This window comes from Roseovarius halophilus (ex Wu et al. 2025), from assembly GCF_047086965.1.
Genome location: NZ_JBKOTX010000126.1, coordinates 1 through 17,668, shown reverse-complemented (window position 1 = coordinate 17,668; position 17,668 = coordinate 1). Strand labels below are relative to the sequence as shown.

The following is a 17,668-nucleotide window of genomic DNA, read 5'->3' as shown; positions in this document are numbered from 1 at the left end:
GGGTGAAGGAGATACCTTTGCGCATGCGCCAGACTCGCATGCCAAACCACAAAACGGAATCCCATAGTTGGACTCTTTTGATCCGATCAAACCACTAGCCTTCTACGACTTCCCCGCCGTGCATTGGGATCATCTGCGCACCGGCAACCCCATCGAAAGCGTTTTCGCCACCGGACCGTGAGAACCAAGGGCGCACTGTCGCAGAAAACGGCGAAGCTCATGGTCTTCAAGCTTGTTCAGGCCGCCGCCAAGACGTGGCGCCGGCTCAAAGAGGCGAACCAGTTGCCTTTGGTCATCGAAGGCGTCACATTCACCGACGGTGTCGCCGCAAACGACACCGAAAACCGCGCCGCTTGATCAAGCCGCATCACCCAAAATCCCGCATAGCTCATAGCAGACTATTGCGATCTCCAATCTGACGGCACATCCTGGGCGGTAAAAGTCAGGGACAGCAATGAACGATTTGAGAAGCAAGAACCTTGATAGGCTCGTAAGTCGGCACGAAGGCTATACCCCGGACCACTTGAGACGGTCAGCCTGTCCGAGGGAATTCCTGCGTCGCGTCGGGTCCAATCCTGTTAACCATGATCCTCGGCCATGGTACGGTTTTGGTCTCTCAGCCAAGACGAATTTTGCTATATAGCTCGATGAAATATTGGACCACCGCAATGTCATTTTTCGAAAAACCCATTCTCAACACGCCCTATACCATGCCGACCCGCCATTGGGAGCTCGATGGCGAGGGGCGACCGACGGACAGGGTCATCGATACACGCCGGCGCTCGGACCTCATCGCGGCAATGCCGCAATCCAAAAGCCGCAAGGGCCACCAGCAAGACGAGCTGGACTTGAGCGCCGAGGGATTGGGTGGCCTGGGCATCGACTTCAACGTCACCGAATTCGTCAACGAGATCCGGCGCGAGGTGGATGTCTGGCGCGCGCTGCCGAACCCGGCGCAGTGGCAGGTTTCGCCCACGACGCAGCGGCTCTTGCAGCACTGGCGTGCCCTGCAAACCGACGAAAGCCAGACCATCCGCCCCTTCTTTTGTCAGCTAGAGGCGGTCGAGGTGGCGATCTGGCTGGCCGAGGTTGCGCCGAAGCTCGGCGCAAGGGGCAAGCGATTCAAGGCGCGTCTGGAAGCGGCGAATGACGCGGCCAACCCGGACCTGTTCCGGATCGCGCTGAAACTCGCCACCGGTGCGGGCAAGACCACGGTGATGGCGATGCTGATCGCCTGGCAGACACTCAATGCCGTGCGCAGCGCGAATTCCAAGACCTTCACGCGTGGCTTTCTTATCGTCACGCCAGGGATCACGATCCGAGACCGCCTGCGGGTGCTCCTGCCCAACGATGCGGACAATTATTACCGCCGGATCAACCTCGTTCCCGGCGACCTGATGCAGGACATGCAGCGCGCCCAGATCGTGCTGACGAATTACCACGCCTTCAAGCTGCGCGAGAAGGTGCAGCTCACCAAGGGAACGCGTGCCGCGCTGGAAGGTCATGGCGAGGATCTCGTGACGCTCGAGACCGAAGGCCAGATGATTCAGCGGGTCATGCCCGAATTGATGGGGCTTGGGCGGATCATGGTGATCAACGACGAGGCCCACCATTGCTATCGGGAAAGGCCGGAAGCGGAGGCCGAGAAACTGACCGGCGATGCTCGGGAAGAGGCGAAAGCCAACCGCGAAGCGGCCCGGCTCTGGATCTCCGGGATCGAGGCGGCCAAGCGCAAGCTGGGGCTACAAGCCGTTTATGATCTCTCGGCCACGCCGTTCTTCCTCTCGGGCTCAGGCTGGCCCGAAGGTGTGCTTTTCCCTTGGGTGGTTTCCGACTTTTCACTGATGGACGCCATCGAATGCGGCATCGTCAAGCTGCCCCGCGTGCCAGTGGCTGATAATGTTCCCGGCCATCCCGAGCCTCTTTACCGCGATCTGTGGAAAGCCATCGGAAAGAAGATGCCCAAGAAGGCCAAGGGCACACCGCCGGACCCGCAGAAGCTTCCCATCGAACTGAAATCGGCGATCGACGCGCTCTACGGCCATTACGAGAAGACCTTCAAACTGTGGCGGGAAGAACAGGTGGGCATCCCGCCGGTCTTCATTGTTGTCTGCAACAACACCGCGAACTCCCAGCTTCTGCGCGACTACATGGCCGGCTACGAGCGCGAAGATTCCGAGGGCAATCTCGAGACCGTCCCGGGAAAATGCCCGCTCTTCTCCAACTTCTCGACCGATCTCGAACGCTTGCCGCGCCCACGCACGGTCCTGATCGACAGCGCCACGCTCGAGGCAGGTGGCGACATCGACAAGTCTTTCCGCGACGACCACACCGACGAGATCGAGGCGTTTCGCCGCGAACAGGCCGAGCGCAACATGGGCGGCGACATCTCCGACGCCGACATCCTCCGCGAGGTGATGAACACCGTCGGCAAGAAAGACCGGCTCGGCGAACAGGTGCGCTGCGTCGTCTCGGTCTCGATGCTGACCGAGGGTTGGGACGCCAACAACGTCACCCATATCCTCGGCCTGCGCGCCTTCGGCACCAAGCTGATCTGCGAGCAGGTAATCGGCCGTGCCCTGCGGCGCCTGTCCTATGACACCGGCGAGGACGGGCTCTTTCGCACCGAATACGCCGACATCCTCGGCATTGACGGGCTGAACTTCTCCGACGGGCCGCGCGTTGCCCCGCCGCAGCCCCCGCGCGACGTGGTCAATGTCCGCGCTATCAGCCCAGAGCGCGACGCGTTGGAAATCACCTTCCCCCGCGTGCAGGGCTATACCGCCGACCTGCCCCCCGACCGGCTGGATGCCGATTTCTCGGGGCTGGAGCCTTACGTGCTGACGCCCGAAAAGGTCTCTGCCACCGTCGTCACCATGCAGGGCATCGTGGGCGAGGCGGAAAAGCTCACGCTCGACTACCTCAAGGCGCAGCGGCAATCGACCATCGCCACCCATATCGCCAAGCACATGATCTTCGAGAAGCTGCGCGACGCGAACGAGGCTCCGCGCATGCACCTCTTCCCGGCGGCCAAGCGCATCGTCAACCAATGGCTGACCGAGGGCCACCTTGTCTGCAAAGGCGATACCGTCCCCGCCCAGCTTCTCTACCGCGAACTGGCCGACGAGGTCTGCGACATCATCTTCGGCGCACTGATCGACAAGCCCGGCGGCGAGAAGATCCTGCGTGCGGTGCTCGACCCCTACAACCCGACCGGCTCCACCATGGGCGTCAACTTCAACACCTCGAAATCAACGCGCTACCAGGCCCGCCCGGACAAATCCCACATCAACTGGATCATCACCGACAGCGACTGGGAGGACAAGCTCGCCGCCCAGATCGAGGACCACCCGCGCGTGCTGTCCTACGCCAAGAACCACAATCTCGGGCTGGAAATCCCCTACCTGCTGGAGGGCGAGCCGCGCACCTACCTGCCCGATTTCCTGATCCGGCTGGACACGCCCGAGCCCACCACGCTGGTGGTCGAGGTCAAGGGCTATCGCGGCCATGACGCCATGCTCAAGGCCGACACGATGCGGGGCAAATGGGTGCCGGCGGTCAACCGGCTGGGCAGCTTTGGCCGGTGGGGCTTTGCCGAGCTGCGCAGCGTGCATGATTTCGGCCCGGATCTCGATGCAGCCATCACCGACATGCTGGAAGGAGAGCCCGCATGACCACAAAAATCTTGAAATCCGGCATGGCTTGTGGCTACATGCAACACATCCGCCCCTTGGCAGTAAGCACGGTCACCGATCCAGACCGAGGCCGACCCCTAGGGGCTTTTTCGTTTCTTCGGTGGCAGCCATGAGCCGCGTCGCGATCCTCGTCGATGGCGGCTACTTCATGCGTCGGCTGCCCGCCGTCCAGCCACGGATTGATACAGGCGATCCCACCACGGCCAGCACCGCCGTCAAGCGGCTTGTGACCTCCCATCTGAAACGGATCAACAAGATCGCGCGCCTGCCGCACTCCCGAAGCCTTTTGTATCGTGCATTCTACTATGACGCGGCACCTTACCTGGAAAAGGGGCATCGGCCGATCTCGGGGCGCGGTATAGACTACAGCAAGACCGATATTGCCAAGTTCCAGCTGGCGCTTCACGAGAATCTCCGCCGCACATCCAACATGGCAGTGCGCCTCGGGGAGCTGAGGCGAGACACGGAAAGCCTCTGGGAACTCAAGCCTAGGGTGCTCAAGTCTCTGCAGTCGGGGCGCCGCGACTTCTCCGATCTGACTGACGACGATTTTCGCCCGACATTCCGGCAGAAGGCCGTCGATATGCGCATCGGGCTCGATATCGCGTCGATCACGCTGAAGGGTCAGGCGGACACGATCGTTCTGGTCGCGGGGGATGCCGATTTCGTACCGGCGGCCAAGCTGGCAAGGCGTGAGGGGTTGAAGATAATACTCGATCCGCTGTGGCAGAAGGTCGGCGCCGATCTCTTCGAGCATATAGACGGCGTCTATTCCGGCTTTCCGAACCCGAAACGCGATTTGCAAAAAAATGGTGAGGCCGACCAATGACCGAAAAGAAAACCCCTGTCGAGCCCATCACCCACCCCGACGACCGGGTGAACATCCCCACGCCGGAACTCGCGCCGATGATGGACCCGAACGATGCCCGGCCGATCAAGGTCGCCTATGAGCAGCGCAACCCGGACCTCGATCCGCAACTGGTCTGGCGGGGCAAGGACATCGACGCGACCCAAGTCACCGCCGACGCCCCGCCGCTCTACCTGCAGGAACAGGTGCACCCCAAGGCGATCATCGAGGATTTGCGCAAGGGCAACCAGCGCAACGGCGAAGGCTCCGGCGCCGATCTCTTCGATCATTTCGGCGTGACCGATGAGGATGCCGAGGCCGAGGTGGAGTTCTACCGCCACGCCACCCGCTGGTCGAACCGGATGATCCTGGGCGACGGGCTGCAGGTGATGGCCAGCCTCGCCGAGCGGGAGGGGCTGAAAAACAGCGTGCAGGCGATCTATATCGACCCGCCCTACGGCATCAGGTTCAACTCCAACTTCCAGTGGTCCACCACCTCGCGCGATGTGAAGGACGGCAAGCTGGCGCATCTGACCCGTGAGCCCGAGCAGGTGAAGGCCTTTCGCGACACCTGGCGCGATGGCATCCATTCCTACCTGCAATACCTGCGAGATCGATTGGTGGTGGCGCGGGAGTTGCTGACCGAGAGCGGCTCCTGCTTCGTCCAGATCGGGGACGAAAACGTCCACCGGGTGCGGGCGCTGATGGATGAGGTGTTCGGAGAGGAGAATTTTCTATCGCTAGTAGCTTTTCAGAAGACCGGCGGTATCGAAGGGAACTTCATCAGCAACACGGTTGATTATGTGGTCTGGTATGGAAAGGCCAAAGATTCTACAAAATATCGACGATTGATGTTGCCAAGGCGTTCTGGCCATACCTCGCTGGATCGTTACGACCAGTATGAAGAGGCTGCCTTCGATTATCGCAGCCTATCAAAGGCAGAAAAGGCCAACGACGCGCATCTAGACCTATACAAAAGGTATCAACTCTTCCCTCTCTATTCTGACGGTGAATCTGAAAATGCTTCCCGAGAGTTTGTATTCCGAGGAGCGATTGAAAGCATTCGAAAAGGAACCCATTGGAAGACTAGGGCTGTTGGGCTTTCGAGACTCAGCAAAGCGTCAAGAATAGAAGGAACAAAGAACACTATTCGTTATCGTCGCTTTGTCGGAGATGTTCCTATGTTGCCGATGACCGACCGCTGGGAGTCCACACAGATTGGCACTGAGCGGCTCTATGTTGTTCAGACAGCAACCGAAGTGATAAAACGCTGCCTCCTCATGACCACCGATCCCGGCGACCTCGTGCTCGATCCTACCTGCGGCTCCGGCACCACCGCTTACGTGGCCGAGCAATGGGGGCGGCGCTGGATCACCATCGACACCTCCCGCGTGGCGCTCGCTCTCGCCCGCGCCCGCATCATGGGCGCGAAATACCCCTGGTATCTGCTCAAGGATTCCGACGAGGGGCAGAGGAAAGAGGCCGAGGTGACGCGCAGCAGCCCCGCCACCCACGCCACCTATGGCGACATCCGCCACGGCTTCGTCTACAACCGCGTGCCCCACATCACGCTGAAAAGCATCGCCAACAACACCGAGATCGACACGATCTGGGAGGCGATGCAGCCCGCCGTCGAAGAGGCTCGGCACCAGCTCAACACCGCCCTGCAAGGGCAGACTGACCCGTTCCCGATCGACACTGGCGGGCGCGCAGGGCAGAACATCGACTTCACCGCCTCCGGCGAGGTTGAACTGCCCTCGGGGGAAATGGCCCCGGCGAATGGTTTCATGGAATGGGAGATACCGCGCGAGCCCGGCACGCCTTGGCCCCAGGCGCAGCGGGACCTGCACGCCCTCGCCCGAACCATGTCCGATGAGCTGTCCCCGGCAAAGCAGCGCAAGGCCGAGGAGGCACTCACACAGCTCAACACCGTTCGTGGCACCTCTTGGGACTTCGACACCCTGCCGAAACGCCCCGTAACTGCGTGGCCCGAAGCAGCCAAGCAGGCGCTGGAGTCCTTCTGGCAGGCCCGCATCGCCCGCCAAAAGGAAATCGACGCCAGCATCGCCACCAAGGCCGTTCACGAATACCTTTACGACAAGCCCTATGAGGAAAATAAGCGGGTTCGCGTCGCCGGCCCCTTCACGGTCGAGAGCCTCTCGCCCCACCGCACGCAGGCGGTGAACGAATATGGCGAGATCATCGACGAGCATGACGCGGCGCAAGGCACCCGCGAGCCCGGCGCGCAGGAGGCCAAAAATTACCGCGAGGCGATCCTCGAGAACCTGTCCAAGGCCGGGGTGCAGCAATCGGGGCGCGACGACGCCATCGCCTTTGACAGCCTGACCCCCTGGCCCGGCGAATGGATCAGCGCCGAGGGCCGCTACATGGAGGGGGAAACCGAACGCCGCGCCGCCATCTTCATCGGCCCCGAATACGGCACCGTGCAACGCGCCGATCTGGTCGCCGCCGCGCGCGAGGCATCTGAGGCGGGCTTCGACATCGTCATCGCCTGCGCCTTCAACTTCGATGCCCATACGGCCGAGTTCCGCAAGCTGGGCCGCGTGCCGATCCTTCAAGCCCGGATGAACCCCGACCTGCACATGGCCGATGATTTGAAGGCCGGGGGCGGCAACCTTTTCGTGGTCTTCGGCGAGCCGGATATCGAGCTGCGCGAAGAGGACGGCATGTATCGCGTGGAGCTGCGCGGCGTCGACATCTTCAAGCCCGCCACCGGCGAGGTGGTGGCGTCCGAGCCCGACGACATCGCCTGCTGGTTCATCGACACCGACTACAACGAGGAGTCCTTCTTCGTCCGCCACGCCTATTTCCCGGGCGCCGAGGTGCCCTACAAGCAGCTCAAGACGACGATCAAAGGCGAGATCGATCAGGAGGCATGGGACAGCCTGAAACGCACGGTGTCGCGGCCGTTCGCGCGCCCGGAGTCGGGCCGGATCGCGGTGAAGGTGATCAACCATCTGGGGGATGAAGTGATGAAGGTGATGGGGGTTTGAGATGCCATATGTTGAAGTGAAAGAAGAAGACTTGAAACGTCTGCGCGAGCTGGCCGGAATCTTCGAGATCAAGGACGTCATAACGAAAGTTCTTGATGACTTTCTTGAGGATTATACCAAGCCCGCGCCAGCAAAATCATCAGAAGAGGTCAAGACATTCGATTTCTCCAATCTTCCGAATTTGTCACATACGAAATTTGTGACAGGAACTTTTTCCGGAGTCGCAGCAAATGCGGCAACGTGGAACGGCCTTCTCGCTCAGGCAATTGAAGTTGCACACCAAAGACTGGGAGGAATAGCCGAAATCCGACGAGTCGCGGCGATCAACATTGCCGATGGTGAAAAAACAGATGAGGGTTACAAGCACATTCCATCATTGGGATTATCTTATCAGGGCGTTTCAGCGGTATATGCCGCAAGACATATAGGGGAACTCGGAAAGGCTCTCAGTGTGCCTGTTGAAATAGAATTTCGCTGGAGAACCAAAGACGAAGCCGCTTTTCCTGGAATGGCGGGGCGGTTGATACACAACCCATGACCTTCCGCATCGCCGACAGCTTCTCCGACAGCCTCGCCCGGCTCACCGCGCAGGAGCCGAAGGCGGCCAAGACCGCGGCCTTTGACCTGCAGATGAGCCCGGACAATCCGGGCCTCAGCCTGCACCGCGTGGATCGGGCGCGCGACAAGGGGTTCTGGACCGCGCGGGTCAATCGCGACATCCGCCTCGTGCTGCACAAGACTGGCGGCGACACGCTTCTGGCTTGGGTCGGCCACCATGACGACGCCTATGCCTGGGCCGAGCGGCGGCGACTGGAAAGCCACCCACGCACCGGCGCCATGCAGATCGTCGAGATCCGCGAGACGGTCGAGGAGGTGGTGATCCAGCGCTACGTCGAGGAGGCCGTGCACAAGCCGCGTTTGTTCGAGGCAGAGGCCAACGATGCACTCCTGTCCTGGGGCGTGCCCGAGGACTGGCTCGACGTGGTGCGGGATGCGACCGAGGACACCGTGCTCGACATCGCAGGCCACCTGCCCGCCGAGGCGGGTGAGGCGCTGTTGCAGGCCGCGACGGGCGGACGGCCGCAGCCTGCCGCGCCGGTCGAGGGGGCGGACCCCTTCGCCCATCCCGATGCCGGCCGCCGCTTCCGCGTCATGGAGAATGTGGACGAGCTGCGCGCCGCGCTGGAGGCCCCGTGGGAACGTTGGGCCGTCTACCTGCACCCCGCGCAGCGCGAATACGTCGATCGCGATTTCAACGGCCCCGCCCGGGTGATCGGCTCGGCCGGGACCGGCAAGACGGTTGTCGCCCTGCACCGCGCTTTGCGTCTGGCGCAAGACCCGGGCGCGCGGGTGCTGCTGACAACGTTCAATGCGGGGTTGGCCGAGGGGCTGGCCCGGAAACTGCCCCTGCTGGCAGGCGAAGACGTGCAGGCGCGAATAACCGTCAAGGCGCTCGGTCCCTTGATCGCGGAGATGCACGCCGAGCGGTTTGGAGAAACTTCTGTCGCGTCCGAGGACGGGATACGCGCGCTTCTGCAGGATGGTGCCGCGGAAGGCGATGCACGGTTCACCACCGATTTCCTGTACGACGAGTGGAGCCTCGTCGTGGATGCCTGGGATATCCGGGACCTCGACACCTATCGCGACCTGCCGCGCCTCGGCCGCAAGGTCCGGATGCTCGCCGCGCGGCGCGATGCGGCCTGGGCGATCTTCGAGCACGTGCGCGCCGCGCTTAGCGCGCAGGGCATGAAGACCAAGGCGCAACTGGCCCATGACCTCACTGAGACGCGGGCGTTCCCGTTCACCCACGCCGTGATCGACGAGGCGCAGGATATTTCCGTGCCCGAGCTTCGATTGCTTGGCCAAGCCCTCGGCGGCGCCGAGAACGGCCTGTTCTTTGCCGGAGACATCGGTCAACGTATCTTCCGCGCCCCGTTCCCATGGGCCGCAACAGGGGTCGAGATCCGGGGACGGTCCCGCAGCCTCAAGGTGAACTACCGGACATCCCATCAAATCCGCCGCTACAGCGATGATCTCTTGCCAGAAACACTCGTCGAGCCGGATGGAACCGAGGACAACCGCCTTGGCGTCACCTCGGTCTTCGATGGGGCTGCTCCCGAGGTGCACGGCTTCGACACGCGTGCGGACGAGATGGAGGCGGTCAATGCATGGCTCGAGAACCTCGTGCAAGCCGATGTTCAGAACCACGACGTCGTCTGCCTTGTCCGCACGTCCAGCCTCGTTGCCGACATCGCGCCGATGTTGCCAGTCAAGGTAATACCCATGCACGAGGCAAAAGGGGCTGAATACCGCGCAGTCGCGGTGCTGGCGCTCGATCAGGATACCGTCCCGCTCGAGGAGCGTTTGCTATCAGCGAATGACGAGGCTCGCCTCGACGAGATCATGAATACAGAGCGCCACCTTCTCTACATTGCGGCATCTCGCGCCCGCGATCACCTTTGGATGTCTGGGGTGAACCCGGTGTCAGAGTTCTTTGGGGATTTGTTACAGTAACTGACGTTGCTTGGCTCGAGGCAATTTCCAAGACCTTTCACATCAATTGGCTCTGCAGACCCTGGCTGCTGACTTGAAGGGCGCGGCTGAATGACGGCAGACCGCGGGCAACAATCTGGGTCCTTTCTCGAAACCGGTGCGCGGGACTATTCGAACCTTAAAGCCTTTCTAGCGACTGCGGTGTAAAAGGGGCAGACGGTAATTACTGGAGCGCACCTTCAATGCCATGATGGAGCAGGGCACGGAGCCGACTAGCAAACGGAAAAGGGTGAATAATTAGGTGGATGCGCGCGAGTCGGCCGTGAAATTTATCGTTGATTATGAATTGCCTACGGAATTTTTGTGGTGCCCCCAGAGTACACCACAATCTTGTTTCGGGTTGTTTCATTCTGTTCAATCAGGCCATTTTTATTGAACGAACGCTTTGATTAAGTGTCTCATGTTGTATACATATGCTGCACCCCATCGCACACGCAATGGGGGCGCATTGTGGGGCGCCCCAACCCCCGGGCAGAGAGCCCGACGCTTACAACGTGATTGAGGCCGAGAATTATGGAAAGCAGACTTGAAACAAGTGCCGGCGAACGTCCACCCTTTCTTGCCGGCCAGGAAGCCTACCGGGCGGGCGTGCCGATCGAAAACAATCCCCACGATGAGAAGATAGTATACGGCGACCATTACCCCGGTCCATGGGAATGCTGGCGGCACGGCTGGCTCCACGCCCAGGCACGGCGCGAACACGATCAACGGCAAAACCGGACGGGGGGCTGAGAATGGCGCGGGGTAAAAACATTCTGACAGCGGTGCAGGTGCGCAAGGCCCGCCCGGGCCGTCATCAAGACGGCGGCGGCCTCATCCTGCACAAGACTGAACACGGCGGCCGTTGGCTATGGCGGTATTCCTTCGGTGGGCGCCGGCGCGAAATGGGGCTGGGCGGCCTCGATGCGATCACGCTGGCGCAGGCGCGCGCGGCACGGGACAAGTGGGCCGCGGTGCTTGCCCATGGGCGTGATCCGATCTCCGAGCGAGATCGCGAAATCGACGCCCAGCGCGCAGAAATGCAGCAAGATGAGCCGACCTTTGCAGAGGTCGCGGAAATGGTCTTTGAGGCCCGGAAGGCGGGGCTGCGCGAAGACGGGAAAAGAGGACGCTGGTGGTCGCCGCTACGTCTGCACGTCATCCCGAAAATAGGCAGCATGTCGATAACTCGAATCCACCAGCGCGACCTGCACAAAGCCTTGGCGCCCATCTGGCAATCAAAGCATCCGACAGCGGAAAAGGCATTGCAGCGCACGGGTATTGTCATGCGACAGGCCCGGTTCATGGGATACGACGTTGACCCCTTTCTGGTGGAAGCGGCGCGTCACATGCTCGGGGAGGTCAGGCATGAGACCGCGCCGATCACCGCAACGCCATGGCAAGATATGCCCGCGCTCTGGCGGCGGCTTGATGGTTATGGTTACTCGGTTCTCTGCCTCAAATTCGTGATCCTGACCGTGATGCGGCCGGGGGCGGTAAGGTGGGCCAGATTCTCCGAAATTGATGCCGCGAATGCGGTCTGGACCGTGCCCGCCGATCGAATGAAGGCACGCGAGGGAAAGGCGCGGCCGTTCCGCGTCCCGCTCACGGACGCGAGCCTCGAGGTCGTGGCAAGGTGCAAGGAAGCGGCTTCGACGGACCTGCTATTCCCATCATACAAGCCCGAAAACGCGATTACTGACGTTGCATTGAGCAAGGCCCTGAACACGCTCGGGGAGGCCGGACGCGCTCACGGATTCCGGTCGACATTTCGGACGTGGGTTCAGGATACGGATGCGGCGAACTACGACGTGGCCGAAACCGCCTTGGGACACGTCATTGGGGGCCGGGTGGAACGATCGTATGCTCGATCCGACCTGCTGGACCGACGCCGCGCGCTGATGCAGCAATGGGCGTATTTCGTCACGTCCGGATCGGCGTCATCCTGAACCCGGTTTTCCCGGATAATCTGACGCGGAATTCGCTATTTGGTCCGGCTGCACTTCTCCAACCGTCTCTCGCCCAGGCGCGGACGGCACAGACGTATGCAGGCACCGTCCGTTTTGCCAGTGCCCACACGCGCCCCTTAGATGAAAGCGAAGTCCCCAAGCGTCAGGTCGGTCGCCGCGACGTTCTCGATCGTGACGATATGCCCGTCCACGTTCATCTGCGCGCCGTCGGCGGTGTCGTTGATGTTCAGCGCGTCGAGGAAGCCCTGCAAGCCGTTGCCGCCATTGTCGATGTTGGGCGTGCCGTCCAGCGTGCTGATCGTGCGGATGAGGAAGCCGTCCACCCCGTCCTCGTAGTCGGTGATGATGTCGGCATCGCCGTCCTTGAAGAAGTTGAAGACGAAGCGATCTTCCCCGTCGCCGCCGGTCATGGTATCGTCACCGTCGCCGCCGTTGATCGAGTCGGTGCCGGCGCCGCCGTCGATGACGTCGTCGCGCCCGCCACCGGCGAGGAAATCGTCGCCGTCGCCGCCCGCGATCTCGTCGTTGCCTTCGCCGCCGCCGACGCTGTCGTTGCCGGCCCCGGCATCGACGGTGTCCTGCCCGGCGCCGCCGCCCATGTCGTCGTCGCCGTCGCCGCCGTTCACGACGTCATTGTTGAAGCTGCCGCCCATGGTGTCGCTGCCGGTGCCGCCGTCGAGCGTGTCATCGCCCGCGCCGCCGTTCACCACGTCGTTGTCGGCCCCGCCGTCAACGGCATCGTTGCCCTGGCCGCCGCCCATGAAGTCGTCGCCGGCATCGCCGCGCATGTCGTCGTCACCTAGGCCGCCGCCCATCCGGTCATCGCCGTCACCGCCGCTGGCCGCGTCGGCGCCGTCGGACGACGATATGTTGTCGTCGCCGGCATCGCCGTAGATCACGTCATTGCCAACCCCGCCGAGCAGCGCGTCGTTACCGTCACCGCCGTTGAGCGTATCATTCCCGTCGAGACCTTCGAGTCGGTCGTCCCTTGGACCGCCGGTGATGATGTCGGCGCCGTCGGTGCCGGCGGCCGGCGCGACCGGCGATGCGGCGGAACGTACCACCTCGTCTGTGCCTTCTCCATCAGTATAACCGACCCTTACCGAGACTGCAGCACCAATGTCGACGGGCTGAAGCGTGTAGCTCTCGCCGGTCGCGCCTTCGACGGGCGTGCCGTCGCGCAGCCACTGGTAGCTGAACGCGCCGAGGCCGTCTTCGTCGGAGAGCCCGGAGGCGTCGGCCGTCAGGTCCGCATCCTCGACCGCATCGCCGGTGACGAGCACCGTGCCTTGCGGCGCGTCGTTCACGTTCTCTACGGCCGCCGTCGCGGCGCTGGTCACCTCCTCCTCGGTGCCGAAGCCGTCAGTGTAGCTTACCGCCACGGACATCGCCGCCCCGACGTCCTCTTGCGTCAGCGTGTAGCTCTCTCCGGTGGCCCCGTCGATGGCCGTGCCGTCGCGTAGCCACTGGTAGCTGAACGCGCCGAGACCGTCCGCGTCGAAGAGCCCGGGGGAGTTAGCGTCGTAGCGCCCGGAGGCATCGGCCATCAGCTCGTTGCCCTCGGACGCATCACCGCTGATGATCACCTCGCCTCGCGGCGCGTCGTTCACGTTCTCCACTGAAGATGTCGCGGCACTGGTCACGGTTTCCCTAGCGCCTAAACCATCGGTATAGATCACCGCCACGGACATTTCCGCCCCGACATCGGCCTGCGTCAGCGTGTAGCTCTCGTCGTCCGAGGCCGAGACGGGCGTGCCGTCGCGCAGCCACTGGTAGCTGAACGCGCCGAGACCGTCCGCGTCGGAGAGCCCGGAGGCGTCGGCAGTTAGTTCTGCATCCTCGACCGCATCGCCGCTGACGGTCACCTCGCCTTGCGGCGCGTCGTTCACGTTCTCTACTGCCGCCGTCGCGGCGCTGGTCACCTCCTCCTCGGTGCCGAAGCCGTCGGTGTAGCTCACCGTCACAGACATCTCCGCCCCGACATCGTCCTGTCCGAGCGGGTAGCTGTCGCCGGTCGCGCCTTCGACGGGCGTGCCGTCACGCAGCCACTGGTAGCTGAACGTGCCAAGCCCGTCCGCGTCGGAGAGCCCGGAGGCGTCGGCAGTTAGTTCTGCATCCTCGACCGCATTGCCACTGACGGTCACCTCGCCTTGCGGCGCGTCATTGACGTTTTCCACGGCCGCCGTCACGGCGCTGGTCACCTCCTCCTCGGTGCCAAAGCCGTCGGTATAGCTCACCGCCACGGACATCTCCGCCCCGACATCGTCCTGCGTCAGCGTGTAGCTCTGGCCGGTCGCCCCGTCGATGGCCGTGCCGTCGCGCAACCATTGGTAGCTGAACGCGCCGAGGCCGTCTTCGTCGGACAGCGCGGAGGTGTCCGCGGTCAACTCGGTGCCTTCGACTGCAGACCCTATGATTTGTATATTTCCCGATGGCGGAGTATTGGCGATATTTTCTACATCTCGCCCACCTGTAATCTCGAACTCTGTATCGAGGTCCATATTGATCAGATCATCGCTATCGTATCGAACGACGTTTCCGGTTGAGTCGTATACCCAGACTTGGTCGATATTGATCGTGCCGTTCCCGGTGCTGTCGGTAACCGTATAGCTGTTGCTCGCTGTATCATTGGTGTCCCAGCCGGACCCAATGGTGCCATTGGACCCGGGGCCAAACGTGTATGACAGGCTTTCATCGAAATAGAACACGACCCTATCCACAAGGTCATCGTCGGTTGCCGTCGCTGTTAATGTCAGTTCGCCGCTGCCCGAGGACACGTCAACGACATCTGTGACGGCTATATCTAAAAGACTTGGAGGTGTGTCCTGTTCCCGCCCACCTGTAATCTCGAACTCTGTATCGAGGTCCATATTGATCAGATCATCGCTATCGTATCGAACGACGTTTCCGGTTGAGTCGTATACCCAGACTTGGTCGATATTGATCGTGCCGTTCCCGGTGCTGTCGGTAACCGTATAGCTGTTGCTCGCTGTATCATTGGTGTCCCAGCCGGACCCAATGGTGCCATTGGACCCGGGGCCAAACGTGTATGACAGGCTTTCATCGAAATAGAACACGACCCTATCCACAAGGTCATCGTCGGTTGCCGTCGCTGTTAATGTCAGTTCGCCGCTGCCCGAGGACACGTCAACGACATCTGTGACGGCTATATCTAGGAGAATCGGTAGAGTACTCATACTAGCTCCTTCAAAATACTGGCTCGCATTCCGACCGCAGAGCTTTTCTTATGCTTACTTCAGGGTCGCTTGGTCCACCCGATGCGTGAACCCGCTGCAAACCTTAATACAACTATCAGATGAACTGGAAATCGTCCAGCGTCAGGTTTGCCGCTGCCACGTTCTCCACGAGGATCAGGTGCCCGTCCACGTTCATCTGCGCGCCGTCGCCGGTGTCGGTGATGTTCAGCGCGGCGAGGAAGCAGCGAGGGCTAATCAGGCCATAAAAGCCCCTATCCAAGCGCACCAACGGCTTTTTCGCAAGTCCCGGTCAGGACAGCGAAATCAGCGGATTATGTGGGGGATACGGGATCAAACATTTCGCCAGCGCCGATCTTTGCTGGCATGAAGGCAAGCGTGGCCGATGCGCTCGAGTGCGTCAGCCGTCGGCTCGATGACAGCCAACAGCTCCCCGGCCTCATTCTTCACCTCGATTCGCCCCGTGCCGGAAACGCTGACCTTGCCCTCTGAACGTATGTAGAATGGTCTTTTCGTCATCTTTTTATCCTATCCACGCCAAGAACTCCAAAGATGGAAAGCACGATGAGACCGGCCCATTCATCAAGTGGCGCGGGCAGCGCTGCGATGCTCCATTCCTGCGGGAACACGCAATCGGCACACCAGAAAATGCTGTACGCCAGGATGGCCGACCACCACGCGGCAAGAGGCGCAGCGAAGGCCAGCATCAACCAGAAACCGCCGGCGCGCATCCAGTCACCGCGCGAGCGATAATGCTCTTTTATGATCTCGCCCTTGATGCGCTCGCGGTCAGTCTCGGCGTCCAGCTTCTTGTCCACCGTTGACAGAACCCGGTCGAGAACACCGCGTGTCAGCCACTTCATGACGGCGCCGATCATAGCGTCCAGCCCCGCTTTTTCGCGATATTCCGCGCCGCCTCGGTTGCGGCCGCGATCAAGGCCGTTACCACGAAAACAACATCGGCGTTCGAGGCCAGCGCCTCGCCGATTTCCAGTCCCTTTGTCATTCCGAACGCGGCTCCAAGTGCCAGTCCAACACCATAGCGGATCAAGATCCGCGCAACTGCCCGTTCATTTCTTCCACCTTTCGATCATGCCGAAGATCATCTTGATTATACGGGCCAGCCAACCCGAATGAGCCGGCTCATCCCGAACATTGCTGTGCCGTATGATTGCCAGAAGCTCGGTTCCCGTAACCCGGTCCAGAATGCCGTCGAGTCGACCGGCGTTGTCGGTCTTCCAAACCGCGATCAATTCGCCGCTGGTGCCATACTGGCCAGTCTCGAACAGGCGCATTTCGGCCATTCGGCGCTTGCGGATTTCGGGCGGCTTGAGCCACCCCATGAAATGCCGGGCTGCGTCGGGGTGGCCCCGGTTTAGCGCCTTCGTCAATTCGGCCCGGTAAATGCCGCAGGTGTTGAAATCGAAGCTCACAAGCGCGTCGAACTCGTGCTGCGCCAGCGGCACAGATATGGCGTCACTCACCCGCTCCTCGTATTGCTTGAGGTCGTCGCGGAAGATCCTGATACAACGCGCAAGGGCCGCATCCACGTTTTCCGGCATGGCTCCATTCATTTCCTGGGGGTCGGGGGAACCGGCCGCAGCCGTGTGCCCGATGCCGTAAGTCCACGTTCCCACGCTGTCCCGGTACGGTGCCGGCACAATGCCCTCATGCGCCGCAATCTCGAGAATTCCTTTGTCTGACGTTTTCATTCACGCATCTCCCGCTGCAGTTTTGGATCGACCGGCTCAACGCCAACAATCCGGTCGGCGATCACCGCAGCGATGATCAACGCCAACCAAAGGATGACAGCCCCAGGCGCGAATACGCGCCGCATCGATTCCCTCGTATGGTTCATTCACTCCTCCCACCAAGCAGCCGGCGCGCTGCTGCGACGATGGCCGAGCGATCAGCGATGATTGCGGTTGCCGTGTCTAGAAAGGCATATATCAGTGCAGTCACCACCACGATCGCGGTGGCCTGTCCGATGAACGGGACAACCCGCGCGATTTCGCCAGACATTGCATACCCCATCCCGCCAGATATTCCGGCGATAACCACCCGAGCGATGCGCGGTTTCTCTCTGTGCTGCATGGCCACAAATACCATCGCCGCAGCCAGTGCGATCCAGTGCTCTATTGGTTTCATCGTTCAATCCCGCGTAATGGGCACCGCCGCCTCATAGAAGCTGACGGCTTCAATTCAGAATCGGGCGGCCAGATCAGCCAACCCGTCCGGCTCAACCGGCCAGTTACTATCGTCGTCGGGGTCCAACTCGGATGCGGCCAGCGTTCTCCACGTGGCCCGCATGTCATCGACCCATGCCAGCCCGGCCTGGTAGACGGACAGGTCCGCGTCGGACAGGCGCCCGGCGGCCACGGCGGCGGCCAGGTTG

The 17,668-nt window shown here is 61.6% G+C and carries 14 protein-coding genes and 2 pseudogenes; 7 read left to right on the top strand and 9 right to left on the bottom strand.

Features of this window, described 5'->3' with window-relative positions; all coding sequences use genetic code 11:
- Window positions 1–94 precede the first annotated feature (94 nt).
- The 7 genes and pseudogenes from ACH107_RS21535 to ACH107_RS21505 form a co-directional block, all read left to right on the top strand.
- Window positions 95–357 (top strand): annotated as a pseudogene (locus ACH107_RS21535) (IS256 family transposase); the annotation flags it as partial.
- 311 nt (window positions 358–668) lie between these two features.
- A complete protein-coding gene (locus ACH107_RS21530) occupies window positions 669–3,674 on the top strand; it encodes a BPTD_3080 family restriction endonuclease (protein WP_412507550.1) in 3,006 nt (1,001 codons plus the stop codon).
- Window positions 3,675–3,804: 130 nt separating this feature from the next.
- The gene (locus ACH107_RS21525) at window positions 3,805–4,524 is read left to right on the top strand and encodes an NYN domain-containing protein (RefSeq protein ID WP_412507549.1); all 720 of its coding nucleotides are present in this window, start codon (window positions 3,805–3,807) and stop codon (window positions 4,522–4,524) included.
- The gene (locus ACH107_RS21520) at window positions 4,521–7,556 is read left to right on the top strand and encodes a site-specific DNA-methyltransferase (RefSeq protein WP_412507548.1); all 3,036 of its coding nucleotides are present in this window, start codon (window positions 4,521–4,523) and stop codon (window positions 7,554–7,556) included. The genes ACH107_RS21525 and ACH107_RS21520 overlap by 4 nt, the downstream gene beginning before the upstream one ends.
- A gap of 1 nt (window position 7,557) precedes the next feature.
- Window positions 7,558–8,094 (top strand): T4SS efffector SepA family protein, encoded by a 537-nt coding sequence (locus ACH107_RS21515; protein WP_412507547.1) that lies wholly within the window; start codon window positions 7,558–7,560, stop codon window positions 8,092–8,094.
- Window positions 8,091–10,070, top strand: a complete 1,980-nt coding sequence (locus ACH107_RS21510) for a 3'-5' exonuclease (protein WP_412507546.1) — start codon at window positions 8,091–8,093, stop codon at window positions 10,068–10,070. The genes ACH107_RS21515 and ACH107_RS21510 overlap by 4 nt, the downstream gene beginning before the upstream one ends.
- Before the next feature lie 773 nt (window positions 10,071–10,843).
- The gene (locus tag ACH107_RS21505; RefSeq protein WP_412507545.1) at window positions 10,844–12,037 is read left to right on the top strand and encodes a tyrosine-type recombinase/integrase; all 1,194 of its coding nucleotides are present in this window, start codon (window positions 10,844–10,846) and stop codon (window positions 12,035–12,037) included.
- A 137-nt stretch (window positions 12,038–12,174) separates the two neighbouring features.
- Here ACH107_RS21505 and ACH107_RS21500 read toward each other — a convergent pair whose 3' ends face one another.
- From ACH107_RS21500 to ACH107_RS21460, 9 genes and pseudogenes are all read right to left on the bottom strand, one after another.
- Window positions 12,175–15,255 (bottom strand): hypothetical protein, encoded by a 3,081-nt coding sequence (locus ACH107_RS21500; RefSeq protein ID WP_412507544.1) that lies wholly within the window; start codon window positions 15,253–15,255, stop codon window positions 12,175–12,177.
- Window positions 15,256–15,370: 115 nt separating this feature from the next.
- Window positions 15,371–15,541, bottom strand: a complete 171-nt coding sequence (locus tag ACH107_RS21495; protein ID WP_412507543.1) for a hypothetical protein — start codon at window positions 15,539–15,541, stop codon at window positions 15,371–15,373.
- A gap of 65 nt (window positions 15,542–15,606) precedes the next feature.
- A complete protein-coding gene (locus ACH107_RS21490; RefSeq protein ID WP_412507542.1) occupies window positions 15,607–15,792 on the bottom strand; it encodes a hypothetical protein in 186 nt (61 codons plus the stop codon).
- A complete protein-coding gene (locus ACH107_RS21485) occupies window positions 15,789–16,151 on the bottom strand; it encodes a hypothetical protein (protein WP_412507541.1) in 363 nt (120 codons plus the stop codon). Before ACH107_RS21485 ends, ACH107_RS21490 begins: the two co-directional genes overlap by 4 nt.
- Window positions 16,148–16,279: a hypothetical protein gene (locus ACH107_RS21480; RefSeq protein WP_412507540.1), complete on the bottom strand. Its 132-nt coding sequence runs from the start codon at window positions 16,277–16,279 to the stop codon at window positions 16,148–16,150. Before ACH107_RS21480 ends, ACH107_RS21485 begins: the two co-directional genes overlap by 4 nt.
- A gap of 64 nt (window positions 16,280–16,343) precedes the next feature.
- A complete protein-coding gene (locus ACH107_RS21475; protein ID WP_412507539.1) occupies window positions 16,344–16,985 on the bottom strand; it encodes a lysozyme in 642 nt (213 codons plus the stop codon).
- Window positions 16,982–17,131, bottom strand: coding sequence for a hypothetical protein (locus ACH107_RS21470; protein ID WP_412507538.1), 150 nt, complete (start codon window positions 17,129–17,131; stop codon window positions 16,982–16,984). Before ACH107_RS21470 ends, ACH107_RS21475 begins: the two co-directional genes overlap by 4 nt.
- Entirely contained in the window at window positions 17,128–17,421 is a 294-nt protein-coding gene (locus ACH107_RS21465; protein ID WP_412507537.1) for a hypothetical protein, read from the bottom strand. The genes ACH107_RS21470 and ACH107_RS21465 overlap by 4 nt, the downstream gene beginning before the upstream one ends.
- A 54-nt stretch (window positions 17,422–17,475) precedes the next feature.
- Window positions 17,476–17,668, bottom strand: a pseudogene (locus ACH107_RS21460) (hypothetical protein); the annotation flags it as partial.